Origin of the sequence: Pseudoalteromonas sp. 0802, from assembly GCF_013350085.1 — a bacterium.
Lineage (GTDB): Bacteria > Pseudomonadota > Gammaproteobacteria > Enterobacterales > Alteromonadaceae > Pseudoalteromonas.
In genome coordinates this window covers 56,449-77,759 of record NZ_JABVXE010000006.1, presented here as the reverse complement: position 1 = coordinate 77,759, position 21,311 = coordinate 56,449, and the positions used below count along the sequence as shown (strand labels likewise).

Here is a 21,311-nt window from a genome sequence, read left to right as displayed (position 1 = left end):
TTTACTCTCCGTTGTTTGACCAATAAATTAATGTGACCAATGAATGTGCTTAATCTTCCATTCACCATTTTGTTTTTCCAGCACCATCGTTTCCATGCCTTGATAATCGCGTTCAACACCTTTATGAGTACCTGTAGTTTGACTGCGCGACGCAGAGATAGCGGTATTTCCAAGTATCGTCACTTGATGTTCAAGTGTGTCGCTCTTCATCGCTGCTAAATACTTCATATCCGACAACATATGATGATGAGCATATTCATCAGCGCTCCTTTCAACGCGGCCTCCCTCGAAAATGGTGACATCATCCGCTAACTGCGCTCTAGCCTGTTTTTGATTGCCAGTTTCAAGTGCTTGATGAAATGCCAAAACAACTTTTGCGGCAGGGGTATCTATACCTTTAAACAAACCTTTGTCTTTGTTCTTATCACCATGAGCGTTTGTTGCGAAACTAAACGTCATTAATAAAACGAGTAATATATTTATTGTTTTCATTTTCATTCTCTCTTTTAGGTTTTAATTTGCAGGGCCAACAACACTAGTAAGCCCAGCCGTTACAGATAAAATGGCAAAAGCTACTACCATTTCTATCGAGATAGATTTAGATAAAGCCTCTCTGCCTTGACTATTTTTAAGTTGTGGAACGAGTATTAGTTTATGTTTAGCAGCAAGTGCCAAAATAGACACTACAAGAGCCAATTTAAACAACAGTGTTTGTCCGTAACTTGAGCTTATTAGTGCATCAAGACTTCCGACCAATTGAATCACGAGCCAGAGGCCTGCTACCAACAATAGGCTCAATGTAAAACTTGCTTGTTTGCCAAAGCTTTCCATCAGCAAATGAAGTTCTGCATAACTTAGCTGATGGCAAGCCTGTTTTAGTGGCAATAACGCCCCAAACCACCATGCCATAACGAGCACATGCAAAATAAGCAAGCCTTTTTCAATTGTGCCTAACTCAGAAATATGACCCAGTAACGTGAATGAGTATGCAAGGATTAATAAACTCAACATTAAAGCGCTTTGTTTTAAGTACGAGTTCACAGCGAATTTGAACCTTAAAGCTAAAGCGATTATTGCGGTAACTAGCCCAAGCGCTCGAAGCAAAGCTCCAGTGCCGACAGAGGAGTCCCACATAATAGCCAATATATCAGCGTCTATCGCCCCCTGAATTCCCTCTTCTGCCATTGCACCAGTACTGGCAAAGAACCAAGTAATATTAGCGATCAAAGCCATAACTATATAAGTTCTTGTCCACGTTAAATTCGCTATTACAGCATTACTATGAGATTCATTATGCTCAAAAATTTGTCTGAAAAATGTATAGCCGGCAATACAGGCAAAGCCGACGTAAAATACAATTTTTGACAGTACAATGACTGTATTCCAGATATACATTTCCATATCAATCACACAGCCTTACTAATGAACCATAAAGCCGAAGCTATCTTTCATTTTATGTCCATCTTTACCTAAATAGGTCACATCAACGATATAGTTTGTTGGAGCTAATTTAGGTAGTTCCCATGAAAACTCTCTGGAAGCTTCTTTTGATGGTTTAAAGTCAAATTTAATATTTTCACCTTTTTTATTTTTCAACGTAACTTTAACTACACGTACCTCTTTGCTAAATCCCAATGTCAATTTTTCTGGAGTATTCATTAGCATTGCATTATCAGCAGGCACGCTTTTTTCAAGATGCACATGTGCAAATACTGCACTACTAAAAACAACACTGATTATGGTTAAAAGTTTAATTAATGTTTTCATATATACCTCTATTTATTTAATGGATTAACGACTAAATTTATCTTTGAAAATTTGATTACTTGGAATCCCAGCATCTATAATTATTTTTTCCACTTCACTCATCATTGCTTCTGGACCGCATAAGTAAAACTCAGCCAAATGTAGTTCTGATTTTTGGTTCATATACGGCAGAAGTACTTTTTGAACATAGCCTGAGTGCCCTTGCCATTCTTCTGAAGGATTAGAAAGAGTAGGAATATAAGAGAAGTTTTTATGCTTCTCACTCAGTGACTTCAATTCATTATGGTATAGCAAGTCATCTTCAGTTCGCGCACCATAGATAAGAGTCAAACCACTTTTATCTTTATGCTTTTTCAACTGTTCAAAAATAATAGACCTCAGTGGTGCAAGTCCTGAACCCGCACCTATAAACACGCGACTAACTTTTTTATTTGAAGTGGCATAAAAATCAGAAAAAGGGCCTCTTGCAGTTATCGTTTCACCTACTTGGAGTGAACCTAAATAACTTGAACCTATTCCTGCTTTAAAACCATTCTTTGCGGTCTGCCAACGGATATTAAACATTAACTCATCAGACTCCTCGTCAAAGTTAACTAATGAGTAGTGGCGAGTTACACCGTTATGAGAAAATTTTCCATGATAGTAGCTATCCCAGTATTTTTCATAGCACTCTGGCATATCATCTGGACGTAAGCTATTCATCCCTGCTGGCACATCAAATTGCATATATGCACCAGCTTTAAATGCCAACTGTTTGCCTGATTTCAGCTTAAATTTCACTTCCTTGATAAAAGGAGTAATGAAATTAGTCGCAACCACAACTAGCTCATGATTTTCAATATTGCGATCAGTATTAACTTCAATCGAACTAATTTCAGAAAACCTATGCTGACATCCAAGCCGATAACCTTCCTTAAGTTGCTCCTGAGATAAATGTTCCTGTTCAGATAGTGTGATAGGTAATTTAGTTGAACTTAAGAACACGCATTTGCCACAAGTACCGCCACCACCGCAACCTGAAGGAAGGTATACATGTGAACTAGCTAGCCCTTCTAATACAGTTGAGCGACCAACTGCTGAGATGTCAGTAATAGTATTTTCATTGGAAAACGTCACTGCCACTTTTTGCCTGTTAGTGCCCCAACCTAGCTTCAGTAAACCACTTCGATACTGTTGTATCAGCCAAGTAACACCAGTAATTGAAAGGAATAGCGTTGCAAAAGCAAATGCAATGATCAACCAATGGTTAAATCCTCCAGAATTGCCATAGTCCATAAAGTGAAGCTTCATCATCAGATCTTTCAATCTGAAATCATCATTGGCATGGCGAAGTACTTGACCTGTAATACTATCTAAATAAATAGTTGTATTGTTCTCATCCTCAACGGCAACTTGCCACATAGGATTTTGCTGCCTTACGTGATCAGAAAACGGAGGTTGAGATAACACTGGAGTAGTTAACTTACCCTGTCCTGAGTAGGAGTTTTTTGCCAAAGTTAGTACTTGTTCTTCAGACAAATTAAATGGCTTTCCTGTTACAGCATCAAATAGCTTTGAGTGGCGTTCTTGATAGCTATGCTGCCCCTTATCGAACACAAAATGATAGTAAGGCTGATGTAAAACCCATATAAGGTTTACTTCCTGCGGAGCATTACTAGTAATGTCTTTAATAGGGAATAGGTCAAAGCCTGTAATGCTACCTTCATGATGAGAATGAACTCTAAGTTCATTACCACTGGCTTTACTGTGATCCATCAAATTGAAGTAAAGGCCCGTTCCCAACCAAATAAGCAGTTGTAAACCAACAAATAAAGAAAGCCACTTGTGTATCGTTGTATTTAACTTAAATAGTCGCATCAAATGACTCTCTTTTTATTTGGGGAAAGCACTCGGTAATAAGTCAATACTGCGCCAGTAATTGCTCCCATTAGACCTAGAGTTGCGACCAAGAACAAAAACCAGTTAGATACGTTTTCTCCATCATAGTAATCCATAATGTGGAACCGCCACATCCAATCAAACAATCGCCAGTAATCATGACGCTTGGCAACAAGTGATCCTGTTTGTTGACTTATATAAAATGTCGGTGTGGAGAATTGCTCAAACGTCACTCTCCAAACAGGTAAATGCCTTGGGGACAACTCAGCAGGCAAGTTTGTCGCTGACTTAATCAACCTTATGCTGTCGATTTGATGATTCAGCACATAATGGTATTGTGCGATTTCTTTAGCCTTGGTTTCATCTACAAGGGCCTGAACAGCTCCAGTTTTAGCATCTATTGCTACTTTTCCATTTTCTCCATTAATAAAAGAATACAAAGGACGGCCCATACTTTGAGTAAGTGTAACTTGGCTAGCTTTAGGATAATCCGCAGCTAGCTTTACAATGGAGTAATCCATACTTGCTAAATCTATTTTGGCTTCCTCACTCTTAGCCAAGGTTTCGCCGTGTATATAGTGAATATCCATAGTCACCATATACACACCAGTAATCGACCAGAAAAGGAATTGTATCCCTACAAATGCCATTAGCCATTTATGGTACTTCCTAGCTTTTCTAAGCATTGTTTTTTAGCTCCGAGTTAGAAAGTTCCTTGTTAAAGGCGTTTACTTCGGGCTTTTTAACGATTGAATAAATCGCGGGTAAAACAATTAGAGTTAGCAGGACTGCACTTGTCATCCCACCTACCATTGGTGCAGCAATACGACTCATTACCTCAGAGCCTGTTCCTGTACCATATAAAATAGGCATTAGGCCGATAATGATTGTCGCTACTGTCATCATTACAGGACGAACACGTAATCCAGCACCGTGCAATAAGGCATCTTGATATTCATCTTCTGAGATGAGTTCTGCTCGCTCTTTCGCTTTTTCCTTAAGTTCAGCGAGCGCCTGATTGAGATATACCAACATTATTACGCCAATCTCAACAGCTACTCCAGCCAGAGCAATAAAGCCTACACCAACTGCTACAGAGAAGTTGAACCCTTCTAAATACATCAACCATAACCCACCGATCATTGCCATCGGTAAAGTCACAATGATGATCGCAACTTCGCTAAACGCTCTGAAGTTCAAATAAAGCAAAATAACAATAATGGCGAGCGTCAATGGAACAACGTAAGTAAGCTTGGCTTTGGCTCTTTCCATATATTCGTATTGACCAGCCCAAGTAATCGAATAACCTGCTGGTAATATAAGATTTTTAGCTAAATGCTCTTTTGCACTTTCAACATAAGTACCTACGTCAACGCCCTCTATATCAATGAACGTCCAACCATTAATACGTGCATTTTCACTCTTGATCCCCGGAGGGCCTACTTCTACTTTTATTTCAGCTACGTCACCTAGTGCGATGCGTTGTCCATTTGGAGTGACAACAGGCAAGCGCGACAACTGCTCTGGAGAGTCACGATAATCTTGTGGGTATCGCAAGTTGACAGGATAACGCTCTTGACCTTCTACTGTTTGAGTGACATTCATCCCACCAATAGCAGTTGAAACTACTTGTTGTACGTCATCGATGTTTAATCCAAAACGACTTGCTTTCTCACGAGAAATATCAACTTTGATATATCGTCCACCTGCAACTCGTTCAGAATAAACTGAAGCGGTTCCTGTCACCTCTGGTAACAATTGCTCTATTTGTTGCCCTATCTCTTGAATCGTATTTAAATCAGCTCCTGCTACTTTAATACCTACTGGCGTTTTAATACCTGTTGCCAACATATCAATACGAGTTTTGATTGGCATAACCCAAGCATTCGTCAAGCCCGGAAACTTAACCAACTTATCAAACTCAGCTTTTAGAGATTCTGTTGTAACTCCCTCACGCCACTCTTCTTGAGGCTTCAACTGAATGAAGGTCTCAATCATAGTTAGAGGCGCGGGATCAGTTGCAGTTTCAGCTCTTCCTACTTTACCAAATACTGTTTCAACTTCTGGCACTGTTTTAATTAGCTTGTCTGTCTGCTGTAGAATTTCTCTTGCCTTACCAATGGAAATTCCCGGATAGGTAGTCGGCATATACATAAGATCGCCTTCGTCTAAAGGAGGAATAAATTCACTACCAATTTTATCGACAGGCCAAAAACCAACAATCGTCACTAATATTGCTGCTACTATTGTCGATTTAGGAAACTTCATAACTTGCTTTAAAACAGGCATGTAGATAGCAATAAGCAGTCTGTTTAAAGGGTTTTTCTTTTCTGAAACAATTTTTCCTCGAATAAAATACCCCATTAAAACAGGAACTAATGTTATCGCTAAGCCTGCTGATGCGGCCATTGCATATGTTTTTGTGTAAGCAAGTGGAGAAAACATTCTTCCTTCTTGCGCTTCCAAAATAAATACTGGCAAGAATGAGACTGTAATGATGAGCAAACTAAAAAATAGTGCTGGACCGACTTCACTTGCAGCTTTCGAGACTATTTGCCAACGATTTTCATCCGTTAGCGGTGTCTTTTCCATATGCTTATGCATATTTTCAATCATCACTATTGCGCCATCTGTCATCGCACCAATTGCAATAGCGATACCACCTAATGACATAATATTCGCATTGATACCTTGCATATGCATGATGATAAATGAAGCTAAGATGCCAATAGGTAGAGTGACAACTGCAACAATCGAAGATCGCAAATGAAACAGAAATGCAACACATACAATCGCGACGACAGCAAGCTCTTCGAGCAATTTACTCCATAGGTTTTCTACCGCCTCTCCTATTAAGCCAGAGCGATCATAAACCGTAACTATTTCAACTCCTTCGGGTAAACCTTTTTTTAACTCTTCTAATTTGGCTTTTACTCCATCAATAGTTTTTTGTGCGTTTTCACCAAAGCGCATAACAACAACACCACCAACGACTTCTCCTTCACCATTTAGTTCAGCAATGCCTCGTCTCATTTGTGGACCTAGGTTGACTTCCGCCACATCGCCAATGGTAAGCGGGGTTCCTTGTGCGTTAACACCAAGAGGGATCAACTCTATGTCGGAAATACTTTTGATATAGCCAGTTGCGGTAACCATGTACTCTGCTTCCGCCATTTCAACAACTGAGGCACCTGTTTCTTGGTTACCACGTTTAAGTGCCATTTGAATGTGACTAAGTGGTATACCGTAGGCTCTTAATTTATCGGGATCGACTTGTATTTGATATTGTTTAACCATGCCACCAACAGCAGCAACCTCAGAAACTCCCGGTACAGTTTGCAATTCATATTTTAAGAACCAATCTTGAATACTACGCAATTGGCTAATATCTAAGCTGCCCGTTTTGTCTACAAGGGAATATAAATAAACCCAGCCAACGCCTGTGGCGTCAGGTCCTAGTTGTGGGCGTGCGGTAGCAGGTAGCGAAGGGGCTACTTGACTTAAATATTCAAGTACTCTGCTCCTTGCCCAATATAAATCGGTGTCTTCATCAAAGATGACATAAACAAAGGAGTCTCCAAAAAATGAATACCCCCGAACTGTAATAGCCCCCGGAACTGACAGCATTGCTGTTGTTAAAGGGTAAGTAACTTGATCTTGCACTACTTGTGGTGCCTGACCGGGATAATTCGTTTTAATTATCACTTGAACATCAGAAAGATCTGGTAATGCATCAACTGGTGTATTTTTAATTGAGAATAACCCACCACCAATCAAAATTAAGGTAGCTAAGATGACAAAAAAGCGATTACCTATCGACCACCTAATAATTGATTCAATCATTATTTATCTCCTAACTTAATGATTTGAATGGTCAACAGCACTTTTAGGTTCATGCTTTAGTTGCTCATTTGATTCAAGATAGATTTCAGTGATAACCAAATTATTTCTCACCTCAAAAGTGAAAGTGACGTTATCACCAACATTGAAATCAACTATTTCTATATTGTCCGCGACTATAAAATCCATCGTCGCAGCAGGTCTATCCCATTTCTCTATTGGGCCTCGGCTAATATTTAGAATACGCGTATCAACATTAATCGCATTGATTAGACCTGATACTGTTGCAAAAGATACTTCTTCACTCATATCAGCAGACTCACTCATGATATGAATTCCAGTAATTTCATATCCACCATCTTCGGTTTTACTCACCTCAAAGTGCAAAGATTGACCAGACTTTAATGAGTCAATATCAACTTTTTCAGCCACAGTAAAATCCATAACCATCTCAGGCCAATCCCAAGCTTCAGCGGGGCCGTGACTGATATTAACCATGCGATGCCCAGTCATAACACTATTAACATCTCCTTGCATCCAAACAGAGTTGGGCACTTCATCGTGAGTCATTCGTTTAAAGTCAGAGCTTTTACTTGATTCAGAATCAATCAAGAATTGAGCTGATGTCACCACAACATCATCTTCATTAAGGCCCTCTAAGATTTCGATACTATCGATATCAACACGGCCAATAGTCACTTCAATAGATTTAAACTGGCCATCCCCTAACGCAAGTACAACTCTGTCTTGTTTACCTGTTCGAATAACAGCTTCTTTAGGCACAAGTATGGTGCTATCAGCTTGATTAGCGTGAATAGAGACTTGTGCGAACATGTTTGGTTTTAATTGATAGTCAGGGTTGTCAAACTTCAACCTCACTCTGAGTGTGCGTGTTTTACTGTTCAAGGTTGGATAGACATAATCAACGACACCAGCCCAGTCCTCACCGGGTAAATAGTCAAGTGTCATTGATACAGGAAGTCCCTCTTTAATTAAGGCTGCGTCACGTTCAAACACTTCTGCTTCAACCCAAACTTGATCTAGCTGACCAATGCTTAATATGGTGTTTCCCGGCTTTACATAAAAACCCTCTCTAATCTTCAAACCATCAACAACACCTGCCTGAGGGGAGTAAAAGGTGATGTTTTGCTGAACCTTTCGTGTCTTTTCTAGCTTTTGAATAAAGTCTGCTGAAAGCTGTAACGCTTTAAGCCGATCTTTGGCCGCCGCAATTAAGGAACTATTATTGCGCTTTATAGCTATTAATAGTTCTTCTTGCGCGTTAACTAGCTGAGGAGAATATAGTGTATATAGAGGCTGCCCTTTCTCAACAGGATTACCTGCGGCTTTGACGTAGAGCTTTTCTATCCAACCATCTACACGTGGATGGATGTGAATTAGCTTATCTTCATCATATTGAACGTAACCTACGGTTGATATTTCAGTATGCATATTTTTAAGCTCAACAGGAGCAGTGCGAACCCCAAGATTATTCACTACATGAGGCGCGATTTTTACGGCTCCGGGGCCAAAGTCATCACCAGATGATCCTTCTTCATACACAGGAATTAAATCCATACCCATAGGCGACTTACCGGGCTTGTCACGACGGTAATTAGAATCCATCGGTGCAACCCAATACAGCGGTTTTTTCTCTCCTGATGTAGCTTCATTGCCATTACCGCTTGAACCTGTACCTTGATATAAACTTAATGCTCCAGCACCTAGTGCAGCACCAATGATGATGGCAATAATTGTTTTAGTATTCGTTGACATTATTTTTCTCCAAATTGCTGATTGGATAAGTGCTGATTAGTTTTGTGTGAAGTTTGCATCGACTTATGTTCAGCATTTGAATTAGATTGAGAATGCGCAAAGAAATAGTTGATACGAGCAACTGTTTTAAGTGCGTCAACATCAATTCTTAAGGCTGATATTCTGGCATTTAATTCTGCGATTCTTGCTCGAACAACTTCGGCAAAATCGCCATCATCATTTGTGTAAGCTGTCAATGACGCTTCTGCTTGGTCATGAGTTTGTTTAAGGAGTTGTTCTTGATAGATAGATTGCCTATCAGATAAACGCTTAAGCTGTCTAAGCTCCTTTTCCACCATACTGATCATTTGCTTTGTCAGTAATAGTTTCTCGGTTTTAATAGTCTCTGAATCTGCAATAGAAGCTGCAACTTGCTTATCTTGTCTGTTCTCGGTGAACAAGGGTAAATCAAACGTTACTCCAACAGAAAATAAATCAGCTCGGCTATCACCAGAGGGCATATTGTCACGATAGGCATAACTAGCATTAACACCCCATTGCGGCTCATATTGCTGTTTAGCTAACTCAACTGCTTTTTCTGAAGCTTTGCGTTTTATATCAATTGCAAGTATGGCTGGGTGATTCGAAAGCTCCTGAGCCAATAGATTTCTTGAGTAATTAGATGCTTTTAGGACTGTTGAATTGTTCAAATGAATTGTAGGCAACTTTTTAGAAACCCTAAACTCTAATGGTTGCGTATCAAAGTTGAATGATTCATTCAAGCCAGCAGCATCGTAGATATGAAGCCACTCATTAAGGCGAGCGATTGTTGTTTCTAGTTTCTGCTTTTGCGAAGTTAATCGGTCATCTAACTGCACGATTTCCAATTGAGCACGAATAACATCTTGTTGTCTGGTTTTACCAACAACATTTGAGTAGCTAGCTTTAGTAACTTCCGCCATCTGCTCAAAGAGCGCCCAATCCGCTTCAATCAATTTAATGGTTTGTTGGGCTAAGTAAGCATCTAACCATAACTGTGATACTTGGCTTATCAGTTTAGCCTTACGATCCTCTCGTAGCAGTGGAAATTTCGTTGACTCAATTTTTAATTGCTCTTGTTTAATCTTTAAACTATCACCTCTAGGAAACATTTGAGAAACACCAACCTTTAGTTGAGTCATTCCTTCCTGATCTAAGTCCCAAGTATCTGTTGGTAAATTCATTATCCCTAGTGATACTTTGGGGTCAGGCAAAGTACCTGAAGCGATACTTCTATTTTCAACCGCGCTTTGTTTTAACCGACTCCCATGAAGCCAAGGATCATTTTGCTGAGCCAAGGTGATAGCTTGTTCAAGTGACACTACTTTCTCAGCTTGAGCTGAGAATACAGACAAGCCGAGCATTAGCGAAGTTGAAAGTAGAGTAAGGCTTGAAACATTTAATCTCATTAGAATTGCTCCTCATAAGCCTTAACTTCTGCATATACTTTACTCGTTCCATCTTTAAATAAAATTAATACGTTATATGACATAAAGCGGTCGCCGACTTCCATACCCGGAGAGCCAACAGGCATTGCTGGGACAGATAATCCAATCGCATTGGGGTGCTCTTCTGACAAGAACTGCTGAATAAACTTAGCCGGTACATGACCTTCAAAGGCAAACCCATTTCTACTCACTGCCGTGTGGCATGAACGGTAATTAGGTTTGATACCATACTTAGTTTTGATGTTGCCGATGTTTCGGAAATCTTTGGAATGCGCAACGATCCCTTTGTCTTCAATATGAGTTATCCATTTTTTACAACACCCACAAGTTGGGGTTTTATAAACGATTAACTCCAAAGGTGTTACGTCGTTATTGTGTGCATGCTTATGTTCATTAGCGTTTGCAAACGCAGGTGAAAGCAGCATTACAACTGCTATTTTTAAATACTTATTGATCATTTTTGCCCCCAGACGTCGCTGGAAAATAGCTATAGCGCTACGACGCTATATTGACTAACAGAAAAATTAATTACATGTGTGCGAAATTTGGACGCACTAATCCTGTATTAGGCAAAAATTGGTGGACGATAAAGGGAAGTGGAAATTGAATGAGGTTGTTTAGATTGCATAGCAGCTACAGATTCACTCAATATTTGAATATCTGTCGAGTCAACACTGGAATTTAGGACTGTCGTAGATGAGCAAGCATTTGCAGGACAAATACATTCAACGTCACAACAATCTTCTGATTGACCATTACTGCTTTTATTCATATCACCATGATCCATGTTCATGTTCATGTGTGATTCATGAGAACCTGATGACATTTCGCAAGGCATAGCAGAATACGCAAATGCTTGCCCTACAAAGGCAAACAGCATAAGCGTTATCACTAAGACTTTTGAAAATGCTTTAGACATAAAATTCTCATAAAAATATACATGTCTATGCTAATACAAATTTTCGAATAAGTAAATTGATGTCATGTAAACATTTATGAATATTTGACTAACGTCAACTTTTTCAAAGAGGTAAGTGACAAATAATAATCTCATCAGACTTCTTATCTTCGTTATTCAATGGCTTTTATTTTGAGACTTAAGTTGCTCTCTCATTTCTAAAACTCGATCTACCGAATAAGCTCCCGCCCTCATAACAACCAGTTCAACAAACGAAATATCAATTAACTTATGGTCAGCATCAATCACATAACAACTCTCACTATGTGTGTATATTTCTAACTTATCCTCATCAGCAGATTTGCTAACAATCTTTGAAGTTACCATTTGCTCAAATGGCCGAAATCTGAATGTTTCATCGTCAATAACAACCCCTGACAAAAACTCCCCAAGAAATGATTTTTCAAAGTCTTTATAGTCATAGACCGAGAGTATGTAAGCATCCTTTAAATATGTTTTGTCCATTTGTTACTCCCTACTAATAGCCAGCAGGGAGCATTTCTCGCAACTCTAATAGCTCATTTGGAGAGTACATACACTCATGCATTAAATTGAACTCAAATACCTCTACATCAAACTTTTGGGGTTCTGCATCTAAGATATAAAAGTCAGCACCAAAAGTTCTATATTCAAGACCGTTTACTTCCATGACTTTCGTGGAAAACAAAGCCTCACCTTTTTTACCGTTCTTACTATCCTCAGCAAAAGTAGCGTAAAGCACCTGTTCAACCTTATCTTCTAAGTCAGATTTAATTGAGATAAGTGTTGCGTTAGTTAGTTTTACTCTTGGTCTCATGCTTTTGCTTCCTTCTTATCTTCTAGGCAAAACGGGCGGAAAAAACTAAGGTACTTAACTCCATTAACTTTTAGTAAATTGTTGTCAGCATCAAAATGTGACAGAACGCTAGACTGATACAACGAAATATATTTTTCATAATCGATGGTGTTAAAAAAATTGGTATCGACACGTCGTGCATGGAAAACAAGAGCTTGCTGATCGATACGAACAATGAACTTTTGATCACCATCTAGATTTTTAACCTGTAGACATAAATCAGGTTTGTGCCAATCAGATACAAAGGAAGGAATCAGTGGGAAGCCATATACCAAATAGCGCATACCTTCGATTTTGAAGGTTGTTGGATTGAACTGAGCCTTATTTACTTTGCCGCTACGGAATAATTCAAGTGTCAACACCAGCCAGTGCTCATGCTTAGAAAATGTATTTCCTTCAGAAATACAGCCTTCGAACTCACTATCATGGTTTACATGATTGATGTACATGTATTTTTTAATGTCATTCAAGGAAAGCTTTTCAACCGGAAACTTTGAAGCTATGAGCCTGAAATAACAACCATGAACTTTTAAATCTGCATATTGAACTATCAACGGATCATCAAAAGCATCGAAATATGGTCGCCACTCCAGCCTAAAGTCAGCACCAGTGTTTACAATAAACTTGGCATCTTCTGGCAACCCTAATACTTGGTATATCACTGAAACTAACTCTAATGTTTCGATATCTACCAGCATCAGGCTTTCAATACGGTTTGCCATTGACTCAATTTCTTTATGAAGCGATTCAATAATTTCTTGATCATCGTATTCATTGATCATTAAGTATTTCAGGGAATCGTGCTTTAGAATTGAATCCAGTTTTTTCTGTTCAAATGCTTCAGTGAGGCTATTATGGGTATCAGAAAAATGAGGGCAGTTATAAACACCTCTAGCCCACAGGCCTTGGGCGTAAAGATCAGGAAACTCTAATAACTCAGCAAACTCTTTTGCTTGTTTATTGAGTTTATTCTTTAATTGATAAAGTGAGATCATTTAGTTCTCCAAACAACTTTCTAATAAACAATGGCCTACCAACACATTGCTTTATTTATTGTTCAAATAACCAAATTTTTACGGATGCTCCGCTTCACTGTTCACGTTTTTCAAGGCGAAAAACATGTGTAGGCGTAGGCTGTCCGTTCAGCCTTCTTATTATAATATCGCCAAAAAACAAAATGACAACTTACGTATTTGTACAACTTTAGGTAGATATTTTGAGTTTGAACTCTGAAAAGCTAAGCCCAAACAAGGATACGACCATCTCTTCATTTATATTGGAGCCGGGAAATTTTTTTTCAAAATTTCCAATAATGCTATCTAGGTGGCTAGCTAATATTTTTACTAAAAATATTTCCGAGTTTGGTGAGAGTGCAGACAGTGCTATCAATGGGTTGTCAAAGGATTCAGCTTTTATTTTTACTAGTAAATCGCTGTAACTGTCACAGCCATATAGACAAATAGCTGCCCCTTCTTGGGCTTGTCCAAGGGGAATAGTTAATAATTTAGATAATCGTTTTGCCTGCCTTTTTATATTTACTAGCAGGTCTTCTTTTTTAAAAGACATCAATACACCAAAAAACGGCAACGCTAGGCCACGCACCTATGTCACTCAGTTTTTATGTGAATATTTAATCTTTTAGTTCAGAGTAAATCCATTTCGTCCTGTTTTCGTGGGAACGGGCTTCTCTGAAAAGCCACTGCAAAAAGCAGTGGCCATTGTCGCAATATTATAAGGAAATGTGAATGGTAGTTTGATGCCTACATATTCTTTTCAGTGAATTCAGCCAAGCTACTACGCTCTACTTCATCAAAAATCAGCACTGATCCTTTTTCATAATGACGAAACACATTAACAGCCGCACTTGCACCAGAAGAAGCAGGTGTTACAAACTTATCGTCAATCTGGGCTAGGTTGCCCAATACGATTGTCCGACAATTTTTGCCACCGCGACTAAGCATTCCTTTAATTTGAGCACGGGTCATATTTTGTGCTTCATCAATTATTAAAACAGCATCGTCTATTGAACGGCCACGAAAATAAGCCATACTGGTAAATTCTATATTAGCTCTTTCGATCACATGTTCAACTGTAGCGTGAATATTTCCTTCATGATTATCATCCGAGTGCATCGAAATTAATGCGTCAGTAATACCTGCCAGAAGAGGCATTGATTTTTCAGTTAAATCCCCCGGTAAGAATCCCGGATCGTCGTCCATAAAGTCTCTGGAGCGCACCACAACGATTTTTTTGTACTTTTTCAACTCCAATACTTGATGCAGCGCCGAAGCAACTGCCAAAAAAGTTTTTCCGGAGCCAGCAGGACCAAGGATGATATTTAAATCATAGTAAGTGTCTGTTAATTGGCTTAAAGCTACCGCCTGACGCTGGTTTTTAGGCAATATGCCCCATATCTTTTCTTGCTTACGCGGCAATAATTTTGTGTATACCTCAGTATCTGTTACTTCTGAAATCCGGCCAATGTGTCCGGCTTCATCGTACCAATACATGTTTGGCTGAACTTCATCGTTGAACAAGCTTATTGGGAATGTATAAACCTCTCCTGAGACTTTGAAATCTTTATCTGATTCAATTCGATCAAAAAGATCGCCTTCAAAAGCCTGTACTCCTGTGTATAAAAGATCAATATCTGATATTTGATTATCTACGGCAACGTCCTCAGCCCTAACCCCAACTGTTCGAGCTTTCAATCGCATATTAATATCACGGCTAACAATTGTTACGTCTTTATTGAGTTCTTTTTGAAGATATAAAGCATAATTAATTATTCTGTTATCAGCATCACTTCCTATCCCGTGCTTTAACTCCTTAGCCAGATCCAATTGAGTGTCAATTCCAATGAAAAGCTTTCCTCTCTGGGCTGTTTCGGTAGATGGTAAAGGAATACCTATTTCCATTTCCTCGGCTGTATGTCCATTTATAATGTCTTCAAGCATTCTAATGCACATACGGGCATCGGCACTTACCGATTTATTAGTTCTTTCTTTCAGGTTATCAAGCTCTTCAAGGACAGTTAGACAGATGTAAATATCATCTTTGTAGCTAAAAATAGATTTTGGATCATGTACTAATGCAGATGTGTCTAGTACACGAGGATTTCGATTATCAATAGAGCTTTTCATTACGCAGCCTCCCAAAAGATTGAATCGTTGCTAGGCTTTGTGTTGTACTTTTCTTGTAAATTACAAATTTTGAGTAAAGGTTTATTGTTGAGAGACTGCTCAGAGTAGCTAAGGTAATCAATTTTTTTGGAAATTCTTTTTACTTTTTCTACAGGCCAATAAAAACAAGGGGGTAAAAACTTTAAAATACCCCCAATTCGGGGTTGTAAAATAACAACCGCGTTTTGAATACTACGACCACGCATAAAGTTTACCGATTTAAACTGTACGTTGGCTTTTTCCATAATGTAATTACGGCTTGAAATTGGATTCTCATCTCCTTTATGCAGCACTTCTAACGTATCGGTAATAGCAGCTAACCAAGGCGCCATTTTCTCTTCTTCAGTACCCGGTAAAAAGCCTATCGATTCAGCAATTTCTGGGGTATTACGAGTGACAATCACTTTATCGTAAATGCCTTTTTCAATAATCATTTCGAGGGCACTGGCAAGAGCGAGTAAGGTTTTACCACAGCCTGCCGGGCCAGTTAAAATCACCAATTCAATACTTGGGTCAAGTAGCGCATCAAGTGCCATCCCTTGATAAACATTTTTTGGCTTAACGCCCCAAGCGGTATGGCTCATCAAGCGCTCAACACTGATATCCTTTAAAGTAATTTGTTTATCATCGTAGCTTGTTACTCGGGCTGCAAAGTGGTCGCTTTCATCTAAAATATATTCATTACAGAATACATCGCTAATCGTGCTCTTTGCCACATGATGATAGGTATCTCGGCCTTGCTGCTCTGTTTCGCATTCTCCAACCTGTTGCCAAAAATCACCTTCAATTTTTTTATAGCCGCTAGTAAGCAATGCTATGTCGTCAATTAATTGGTCTGTTCTGTAGTCTTCAACAAATTTAAGGCCTGCCCCTTTCGCTTTGAGGCGCATATTGATGTCTTTAGTGACAAGCACCACCTTGCTATCGCTGTGTTGCTTCTGTAAATGAACAGCACAGTTGATGATGCGGTGGTCGTTTTCGTTGCCCGGTAAACCCGAAATACTGTCTGCAAATAAATGGTCATTAACGATAATTAAGCGGCCACGAGATTCTGATTTAGCCTTTTTGTTACTAGGAAGCGCGACACCCTGCAACATTTGCTCTGGCGAAGCGTCCTTTAACACTTCATCTAAACCACGAATAGCAACACGGGCGTCACGGCTAACGTCATGTTTCCTATCTTTAATGTGGTCGAGCTCTTCTAATACTGTCATCGGGATAACAACATCATGTTCTTGGAAAGATAAATAAGCGAGGGGTTCGTGGAGTAATACATTGGTATCGAGCACATACATTTTACTATCAAGGTTCGAAGCTTTTTCCATAGCACTTTCCTTACGTTTTATGATTTTTATGCTATACCCAATAAACTAAACAAGCGGCGGATGAAGCTATGGTTTATTCGTCAGGTATATACTCAGTTTAGTCTATTTACGACAAAAGTCCTTTTTATGACAAACAAATATACAATTATTTAACTGGTTAAAATACATACAATTTTTACCGTTAATAATGGCTTAAAAAGGTTGACTAAATTTAATTGTGCGCGGCGAGTTTACTGCCTTGAAGTAGCATGGCGTTACAGGTAACATAGCCGCCTTTTTTCTTCATAGACGAGACATACATGAATTTTTCCTTAGGTCAGCGTTGGATCAGTGATACTGAGTCAGATTTAGGATTAGGCACCGTTGTTGCCCTTGAAGGCCGTCAGGTCAGCATTTTATTTCCAGCCAGTGGAGAAAACAGAGTTTATTCTTTAACAGAAGCACCTGTTACTCGTGTCGCATTTAATCCAGGTGATATTATTCGCAGCGTTGAAGAGTGGGAATTAGAAGTCGAGTCTGTTGAAGAGCAAGGCGAGTTACTATGCTATCACGGCATTCGCGTCGATAATGGTGAAAAAGCGCAGTTAAAAGAAACCTTTTTAGATCACTTTATCAAATTCAATAAACCACAAGACCGCTTATTTGCAGGCCAAGTGGACCGTTTTGACCGCTATACGCTGCGCTACCAAACTTGGCAGCACCAGTTTGAGCGCCAGCAATCTCCTTTAAAAGGTTTAATTGGTCAGCGTGCAAACCTTATTCCGCATCAGCTTTATATCGCACAAGAAGTGGGTAAACGTTTTGCACCACGCGTATTACTTTCTGATGAAGTAGGTTTAGGTAAAACCATTGAAGCAGGTATGATTTTACATCAACAAATCATCAGTGGCCGTGCTAGCCGCGTACTGATTGTTGTGCCTGAAAACTTACAGCATCAGTGGTTAGTAGAAATGCTACGTCGCTTTAACTTACGTTTTTCAATCTTTGATGAAGAACGTTGTGATGAGGCATTTGCAGACTCTCCAAACGTATTCGAAACAGAACAGTTAGTACTTACTAGCCTTGAATTCTTAAGCAAGAAAAAACGCTGGTTTGAGCAAGCAACCCTAGCTGATTGGGATTTATTGGTTGTTGATGAAGCGCACCATTTAAGTATCAATAATGGTAAGCCAAGCACTGAATACCAACGCATGGCAGAGTTAAGCCAAGACATTCCGGGCCTTATCTTATTAACTGCAACGCCAGATCAACTTGGTCACCGCAGTCACTTTGCCCGCTTACAATTACTCGACCCAGATCGTTTCTACGACTACGATGCGTTTGTTGAAGAAGAAAGTAACTACAAAGAGGTTGCTGAAGCTGCTAATCAATTACTGGGTGAAAAAGGCCTTGATGATGCATCTCGTGCTACATTAAAAGAGCTATTAAAAGAAACCGACATTACTGACCTTTTAGCGAAAGCGGAGCAAGGTGATAAAACGGCGCGCAACGAAATTTTATCAATGCTGCTGGACCGCCATGGTACGGGTCGTATTTTATTTAGAAATAGCCGCAGCGGTATTGATGGTTACCCAAGCCGTAAGCTTCATGCATACCCTATGGCAATGCCAAAACAATATAAAACGGCGATGTCGGTACTGGGTAACATGGGCGGCATTCAAAATGCTGAACTAACGGCACTTCGCGCTCTATTCCCTGAAAAGATCTTCCAAGAGTTTGAAGGTGAAAATGCTAGCTGGGGGGCATTTGACCCACGTGTTGATTGGTTAATCGAAACCTTAAAAACCCTTAAACACGAAAAAGTACTGCTTATCTGTGCTAAAGCCGAAACCGCACTTAGCCTAGAACAGATTTTACGTGAGCGTGAAGCAATTAAAGCCTCTGTTTTCCACGAAGGCATGACGATTGTTGAACGTGACCGTGCAGCGGCTTACTTTGCCGATGAATACGACAGCGCGCAGATTCTACTTTGTTCTGAAATTGGTTCTGAAGGTCGTAACTTCCAATTCTCGCATCACTTAGTATTGTTTGATTTACCACTAAACCCAGACTTACTTGAGCAACGTATTGGTCGTCTTGACCGTATTGGTCAAACTCAAGACGTAAACATTCATGTGCCGTATTTTGAAAACACCGCACAAGAAGTGTTACTTCGTTGGTACAACGAAGGCTTAGATGCATTTGAAACAACCTCGACAACAGGGCAAATGCTGTATAAAGAGTATGGCGAAGAACTACTTGAGTTTATTGGTGCACACAATTGCGACGAAGAAGAGCTAGACCCACTACTAGAACAAGTGGCAGGTCAAAATGCCAAGCTTCGTAAGCAAATGGAAAGTGGTCGTGACCGCTTACTAGAGCTGCACTCAAGTGGCCAAGGCCGAGCTGAAAGTCTTGTTGCTGATATCGAAGAGTTAGACGATCAATTCACGCTACCAAGTTATATGATCAATGTGTTCGACACCTTTGGGGTAAGCCAAGAAGATAAAGGTGAAAATACCATTATCTTAAAACCAACTGAGCACATGCTAAATCCATCTTTCCCATGCTTAAAAGATGATGGCATCACAGTAACGTTTGATCGCAGCACCTCGCTTTCGCAAGAAGACGCGCATTTCATCAGTTGGGATCACCCAATGGTGCAAGGCAGCTTAGACATGATTTGTGATGATGACTTTGGTACTGCCTCTGTGGCGTTACTGAAAAACAAAAAGCTTCCTGCTGGTACCTTCTTTGTTGAGCTTATTTTCATTGCGGAGGCGATGGCGCCTAAAGCACTTCAAGTTGGCCGCTTCTTGCCACCAACGCCTATTCGTATCTTATTAGATAAGGGCAGTAACAATCTGGCTGATAATGTTGCTTTTGATGCTTTCAATCAGCAGTTGTCTGCGGTTGGTCGCCAAACTGCAAGTAAATTAGCCAGCGCGCTACAAAGTGTCATTCACCCAATGATCACTAGTGCGCAAGGCATGGCACAAACCAAGCTTGAAACACTACGCGCTGAATCACTAGAGAAAATGCAAACTGCACTCGGTGAAGAGCAAGCTCGTTTAACAGCTCTTAAGCAGATCAACCCGAATATTCGTGATGAAGAACTGAGCTTCTTTGATAAGCAACGTAGTGAACTCACTACTTACATCGAAAAAGCCCAAGTTAAACTGGATGCAATTCGTTTAATTGTCGTTTCGCACTAACGTTGAAGCGCTAAACTCAAAACCACAAACGCGATGTGCTTTCACATCGCGTTTTTTATACAAAAAACACCACAAGGGTAATAATTACGGCCAATACCGCTAGCTTGCAAAATAACTTAGCTAAGCTTTTATTTCTTTGTATTAAATCGTCTTTGTAAGCCTGCTTTAAATACACTGCTTGTAGGTCTGAAAAACCTTTACAGTGCGGGCACTCTGGCTCAAGGTCATTAACTTCTAAGCCACAACGTGTACAAGGTTTACTGCGAATTAAACCAAGGCGAAACATTCACATGTCCTTTTATTTAAACTCCATAGCTGAATTTACTGTATCTTAGCTGCTACTCGAAAACCAGCTCTGGCATTGTGTATGCGCTCATACTCCTTTAAAATAGCGCCCTTGCATATCATCGAGGCTGGCTGTGTTACTCAATTATAATCCCCCAATGACACCTTATTTAAGTATTGTTTATCAAGACAATGACTTGCTTATTGTGAATAAACCAAGTGGTTTACTTACTGTGCCGGGAAAAGACCCAAAACACGCTGACTGCCTTATTGCTCGCATTAATCGCGTTTTTCCAACGGCAAAAATTGTTCATCGCCTTGATATGGCTACCTCTGGCATTATTTGTTTAGCTATGCACAAAGAAGCGCATCGTAATTTAAGCATTCAGTTTCAAGATAGAAAAACTGCAAAACGCTACATTGCTCGTGTATTTGGTAAGCTTGAGCAAGAAACTGGATCGGTAGATTTGCCACTTATTTGTGATTGGCCGAACCGACCAAAGCAAATGGTTGATCACGATAATGGCAAACCGTCATTAACCCACTTTAAAGTGCTTGAGTATGAACAGAATGCGACTCGTGTTGAGCTGACCCCAATTACTGGGCGTTCTCACCAACTACGTGTGCATATGCTGTCATTGGGTCACCCTATTTTAGGCGATAAGCTGTATGCTCACCCCGAGGCATTCGCCATGGCTCCTCGCTTACAACTGCATGCTGAAATGCTAACCTTAGCTCACCCAGCCAGCGGTGAAACATTGATTTTTGAAGCAGCACCTGAGTTTTAAGACAATTCGCTAAATAT

The 21,311-nt window shown here is 39.8% G+C and carries 19 protein-coding genes; 2 read left to right on the top strand and 17 right to left on the bottom strand.

Annotation, left to right across the window (positions count from 1 at the left end; all coding sequences use genetic code 11):
- Window positions 1-27: 27 nt before the first annotated feature.
- From HUS61_RS12160 to HUS61_RS12085, 16 genes are all read right to left on the bottom strand, one after another.
- Window positions 28-498, bottom strand: coding sequence for a DUF4440 domain-containing protein (locus tag HUS61_RS12160; protein WP_016708248.1), 471 nt, complete (start codon window positions 496-498; stop codon window positions 28-30).
- A gap of 15 nt (window positions 499-513) precedes the next feature.
- Window positions 514-1,401, bottom strand: coding sequence for a copper resistance D family protein (locus HUS61_RS12155; RefSeq protein ID WP_016708249.1), 888 nt, complete (start codon window positions 1,399-1,401; stop codon window positions 514-516).
- Between the two features lie 18 nt (window positions 1,402-1,419).
- The gene (locus HUS61_RS12150) at window positions 1,420-1,767 is read right to left on the bottom strand and encodes a copper resistance CopC family protein (protein ID WP_016708251.1); all 348 of its coding nucleotides are present in this window, start codon (window positions 1,765-1,767) and stop codon (window positions 1,420-1,422) included.
- 24 nt (window positions 1,768-1,791) lie between these two features.
- Window positions 1,792-3,624: a 2Fe-2S iron-sulfur cluster-binding protein gene (locus HUS61_RS12145; RefSeq protein WP_016708252.1), complete on the bottom strand. Its 1,833-nt coding sequence runs from the start codon at window positions 3,622-3,624 to the stop codon at window positions 1,792-1,794.
- On the bottom strand, window positions 3,624-4,331 hold the full coding sequence (locus HUS61_RS12140; protein ID WP_008109638.1) for a hypothetical protein: 708 nt from the start codon (window positions 4,329-4,331) through the stop codon (window positions 3,624-3,626). The genes HUS61_RS12145 and HUS61_RS12140 overlap by 1 nt, the downstream gene beginning before the upstream one ends.
- Window positions 4,324-7,488 (bottom strand): efflux RND transporter permease subunit, encoded by a 3,165-nt coding sequence (locus tag HUS61_RS12135; protein WP_074988939.1) that lies wholly within the window; start codon window positions 7,486-7,488, stop codon window positions 4,324-4,326. The genes HUS61_RS12140 and HUS61_RS12135 overlap by 8 nt, the downstream gene beginning before the upstream one ends.
- Before the next feature lie 15 nt (window positions 7,489-7,503).
- Window positions 7,504-9,261, bottom strand: a complete 1,758-nt coding sequence (locus tag HUS61_RS12130; RefSeq protein WP_016708254.1) for an efflux RND transporter periplasmic adaptor subunit — start codon at window positions 9,259-9,261, stop codon at window positions 7,504-7,506.
- Window positions 9,261-10,688, bottom strand: a complete 1,428-nt coding sequence (locus tag HUS61_RS12125) for a TolC family protein (protein ID WP_016708255.1) — start codon at window positions 10,686-10,688, stop codon at window positions 9,261-9,263. Before HUS61_RS12125 ends, HUS61_RS12130 begins: the two co-directional genes overlap by 1 nt.
- A complete protein-coding gene (locus HUS61_RS12120; RefSeq protein WP_016708256.1) occupies window positions 10,688-11,185 on the bottom strand; it encodes a DUF411 domain-containing protein in 498 nt (165 codons plus the stop codon). Before HUS61_RS12120 ends, HUS61_RS12125 begins: the two co-directional genes overlap by 1 nt.
- Window positions 11,186-11,292: 107 nt before the next feature.
- Window positions 11,293-11,646 carry a hypothetical protein gene (locus tag HUS61_RS12115; RefSeq protein WP_074988940.1) on the bottom strand — a complete coding sequence of 118 codons (354 nt, stop codon included), beginning with the start codon at window positions 11,644-11,646 and terminating at the stop codon, window positions 11,293-11,295.
- Window positions 11,647-11,802: 156 nt separating this feature from the next.
- Window positions 11,803-12,150: a hypothetical protein gene (locus HUS61_RS12110; protein WP_045979609.1), complete on the bottom strand. Its 348-nt coding sequence runs from the start codon at window positions 12,148-12,150 to the stop codon at window positions 11,803-11,805.
- A gap of 13 nt (window positions 12,151-12,163) precedes the next feature.
- The gene (locus HUS61_RS12105; protein ID WP_175082562.1) at window positions 12,164-12,481 is read right to left on the bottom strand and encodes a hypothetical protein; all 318 of its coding nucleotides are present in this window, start codon (window positions 12,479-12,481) and stop codon (window positions 12,164-12,166) included.
- Window positions 12,478-13,515: a hypothetical protein gene (locus HUS61_RS12100; RefSeq protein ID WP_016708260.1), complete on the bottom strand. Its 1,038-nt coding sequence runs from the start codon at window positions 13,513-13,515 to the stop codon at window positions 12,478-12,480. The genes HUS61_RS12105 and HUS61_RS12100 overlap by 4 nt, the downstream gene beginning before the upstream one ends.
- Window positions 13,516-13,723: 208 nt before the next feature.
- Complete coding sequence (locus tag HUS61_RS12095; protein ID WP_016708261.1) at window positions 13,724-14,086, bottom strand: hypothetical protein; 363 nt, start codon at window positions 14,084-14,086, stop codon at window positions 13,724-13,726.
- Between the two features lie 194 nt (window positions 14,087-14,280).
- Complete coding sequence (locus HUS61_RS12090; protein ID WP_016708262.1) at window positions 14,281-15,663, bottom strand: PhoH family protein; 1,383 nt, start codon at window positions 15,661-15,663, stop codon at window positions 14,281-14,283.
- The gene (locus tag HUS61_RS12085) at window positions 15,663-17,027 is read right to left on the bottom strand and encodes a PhoH family protein (RefSeq protein WP_175082561.1); all 1,365 of its coding nucleotides are present in this window, start codon (window positions 17,025-17,027) and stop codon (window positions 15,663-15,665) included. The genes HUS61_RS12090 and HUS61_RS12085 overlap by 1 nt, the downstream gene beginning before the upstream one ends.
- 299 nt (window positions 17,028-17,326) lie before the next feature.
- Between HUS61_RS12085 and rapA the strand changes: the two genes are divergently transcribed.
- Window positions 17,327-20,221, top strand: a complete 2,895-nt coding sequence (gene rapA, locus HUS61_RS12080; RefSeq protein ID WP_175082560.1) for an RNA polymerase-associated protein RapA — start codon at window positions 17,327-17,329, stop codon at window positions 20,219-20,221.
- Between the two features lie 55 nt (window positions 20,222-20,276).
- On the opposite strand, the gene HUS61_RS12075 is transcribed toward rapA, so the two are convergent.
- A complete protein-coding gene (locus HUS61_RS12075; protein ID WP_175082559.1) occupies window positions 20,277-20,507 on the bottom strand; it encodes a hypothetical protein in 231 nt (76 codons plus the stop codon).
- Window positions 20,508-20,640: 133 nt separating this feature from the next.
- Between HUS61_RS12075 and rluA the strand changes: the two genes are divergently transcribed.
- On the top strand, window positions 20,641-21,294 hold the full coding sequence (gene rluA / locus HUS61_RS12070; RefSeq protein ID WP_175082558.1) for a bifunctional tRNA pseudouridine(32) synthase/23S rRNA pseudouridine(746) synthase RluA: 654 nt from the start codon (window positions 20,641-20,643) through the stop codon (window positions 21,292-21,294).
- Window positions 21,295-21,311 lie beyond the last annotated feature (17 nt).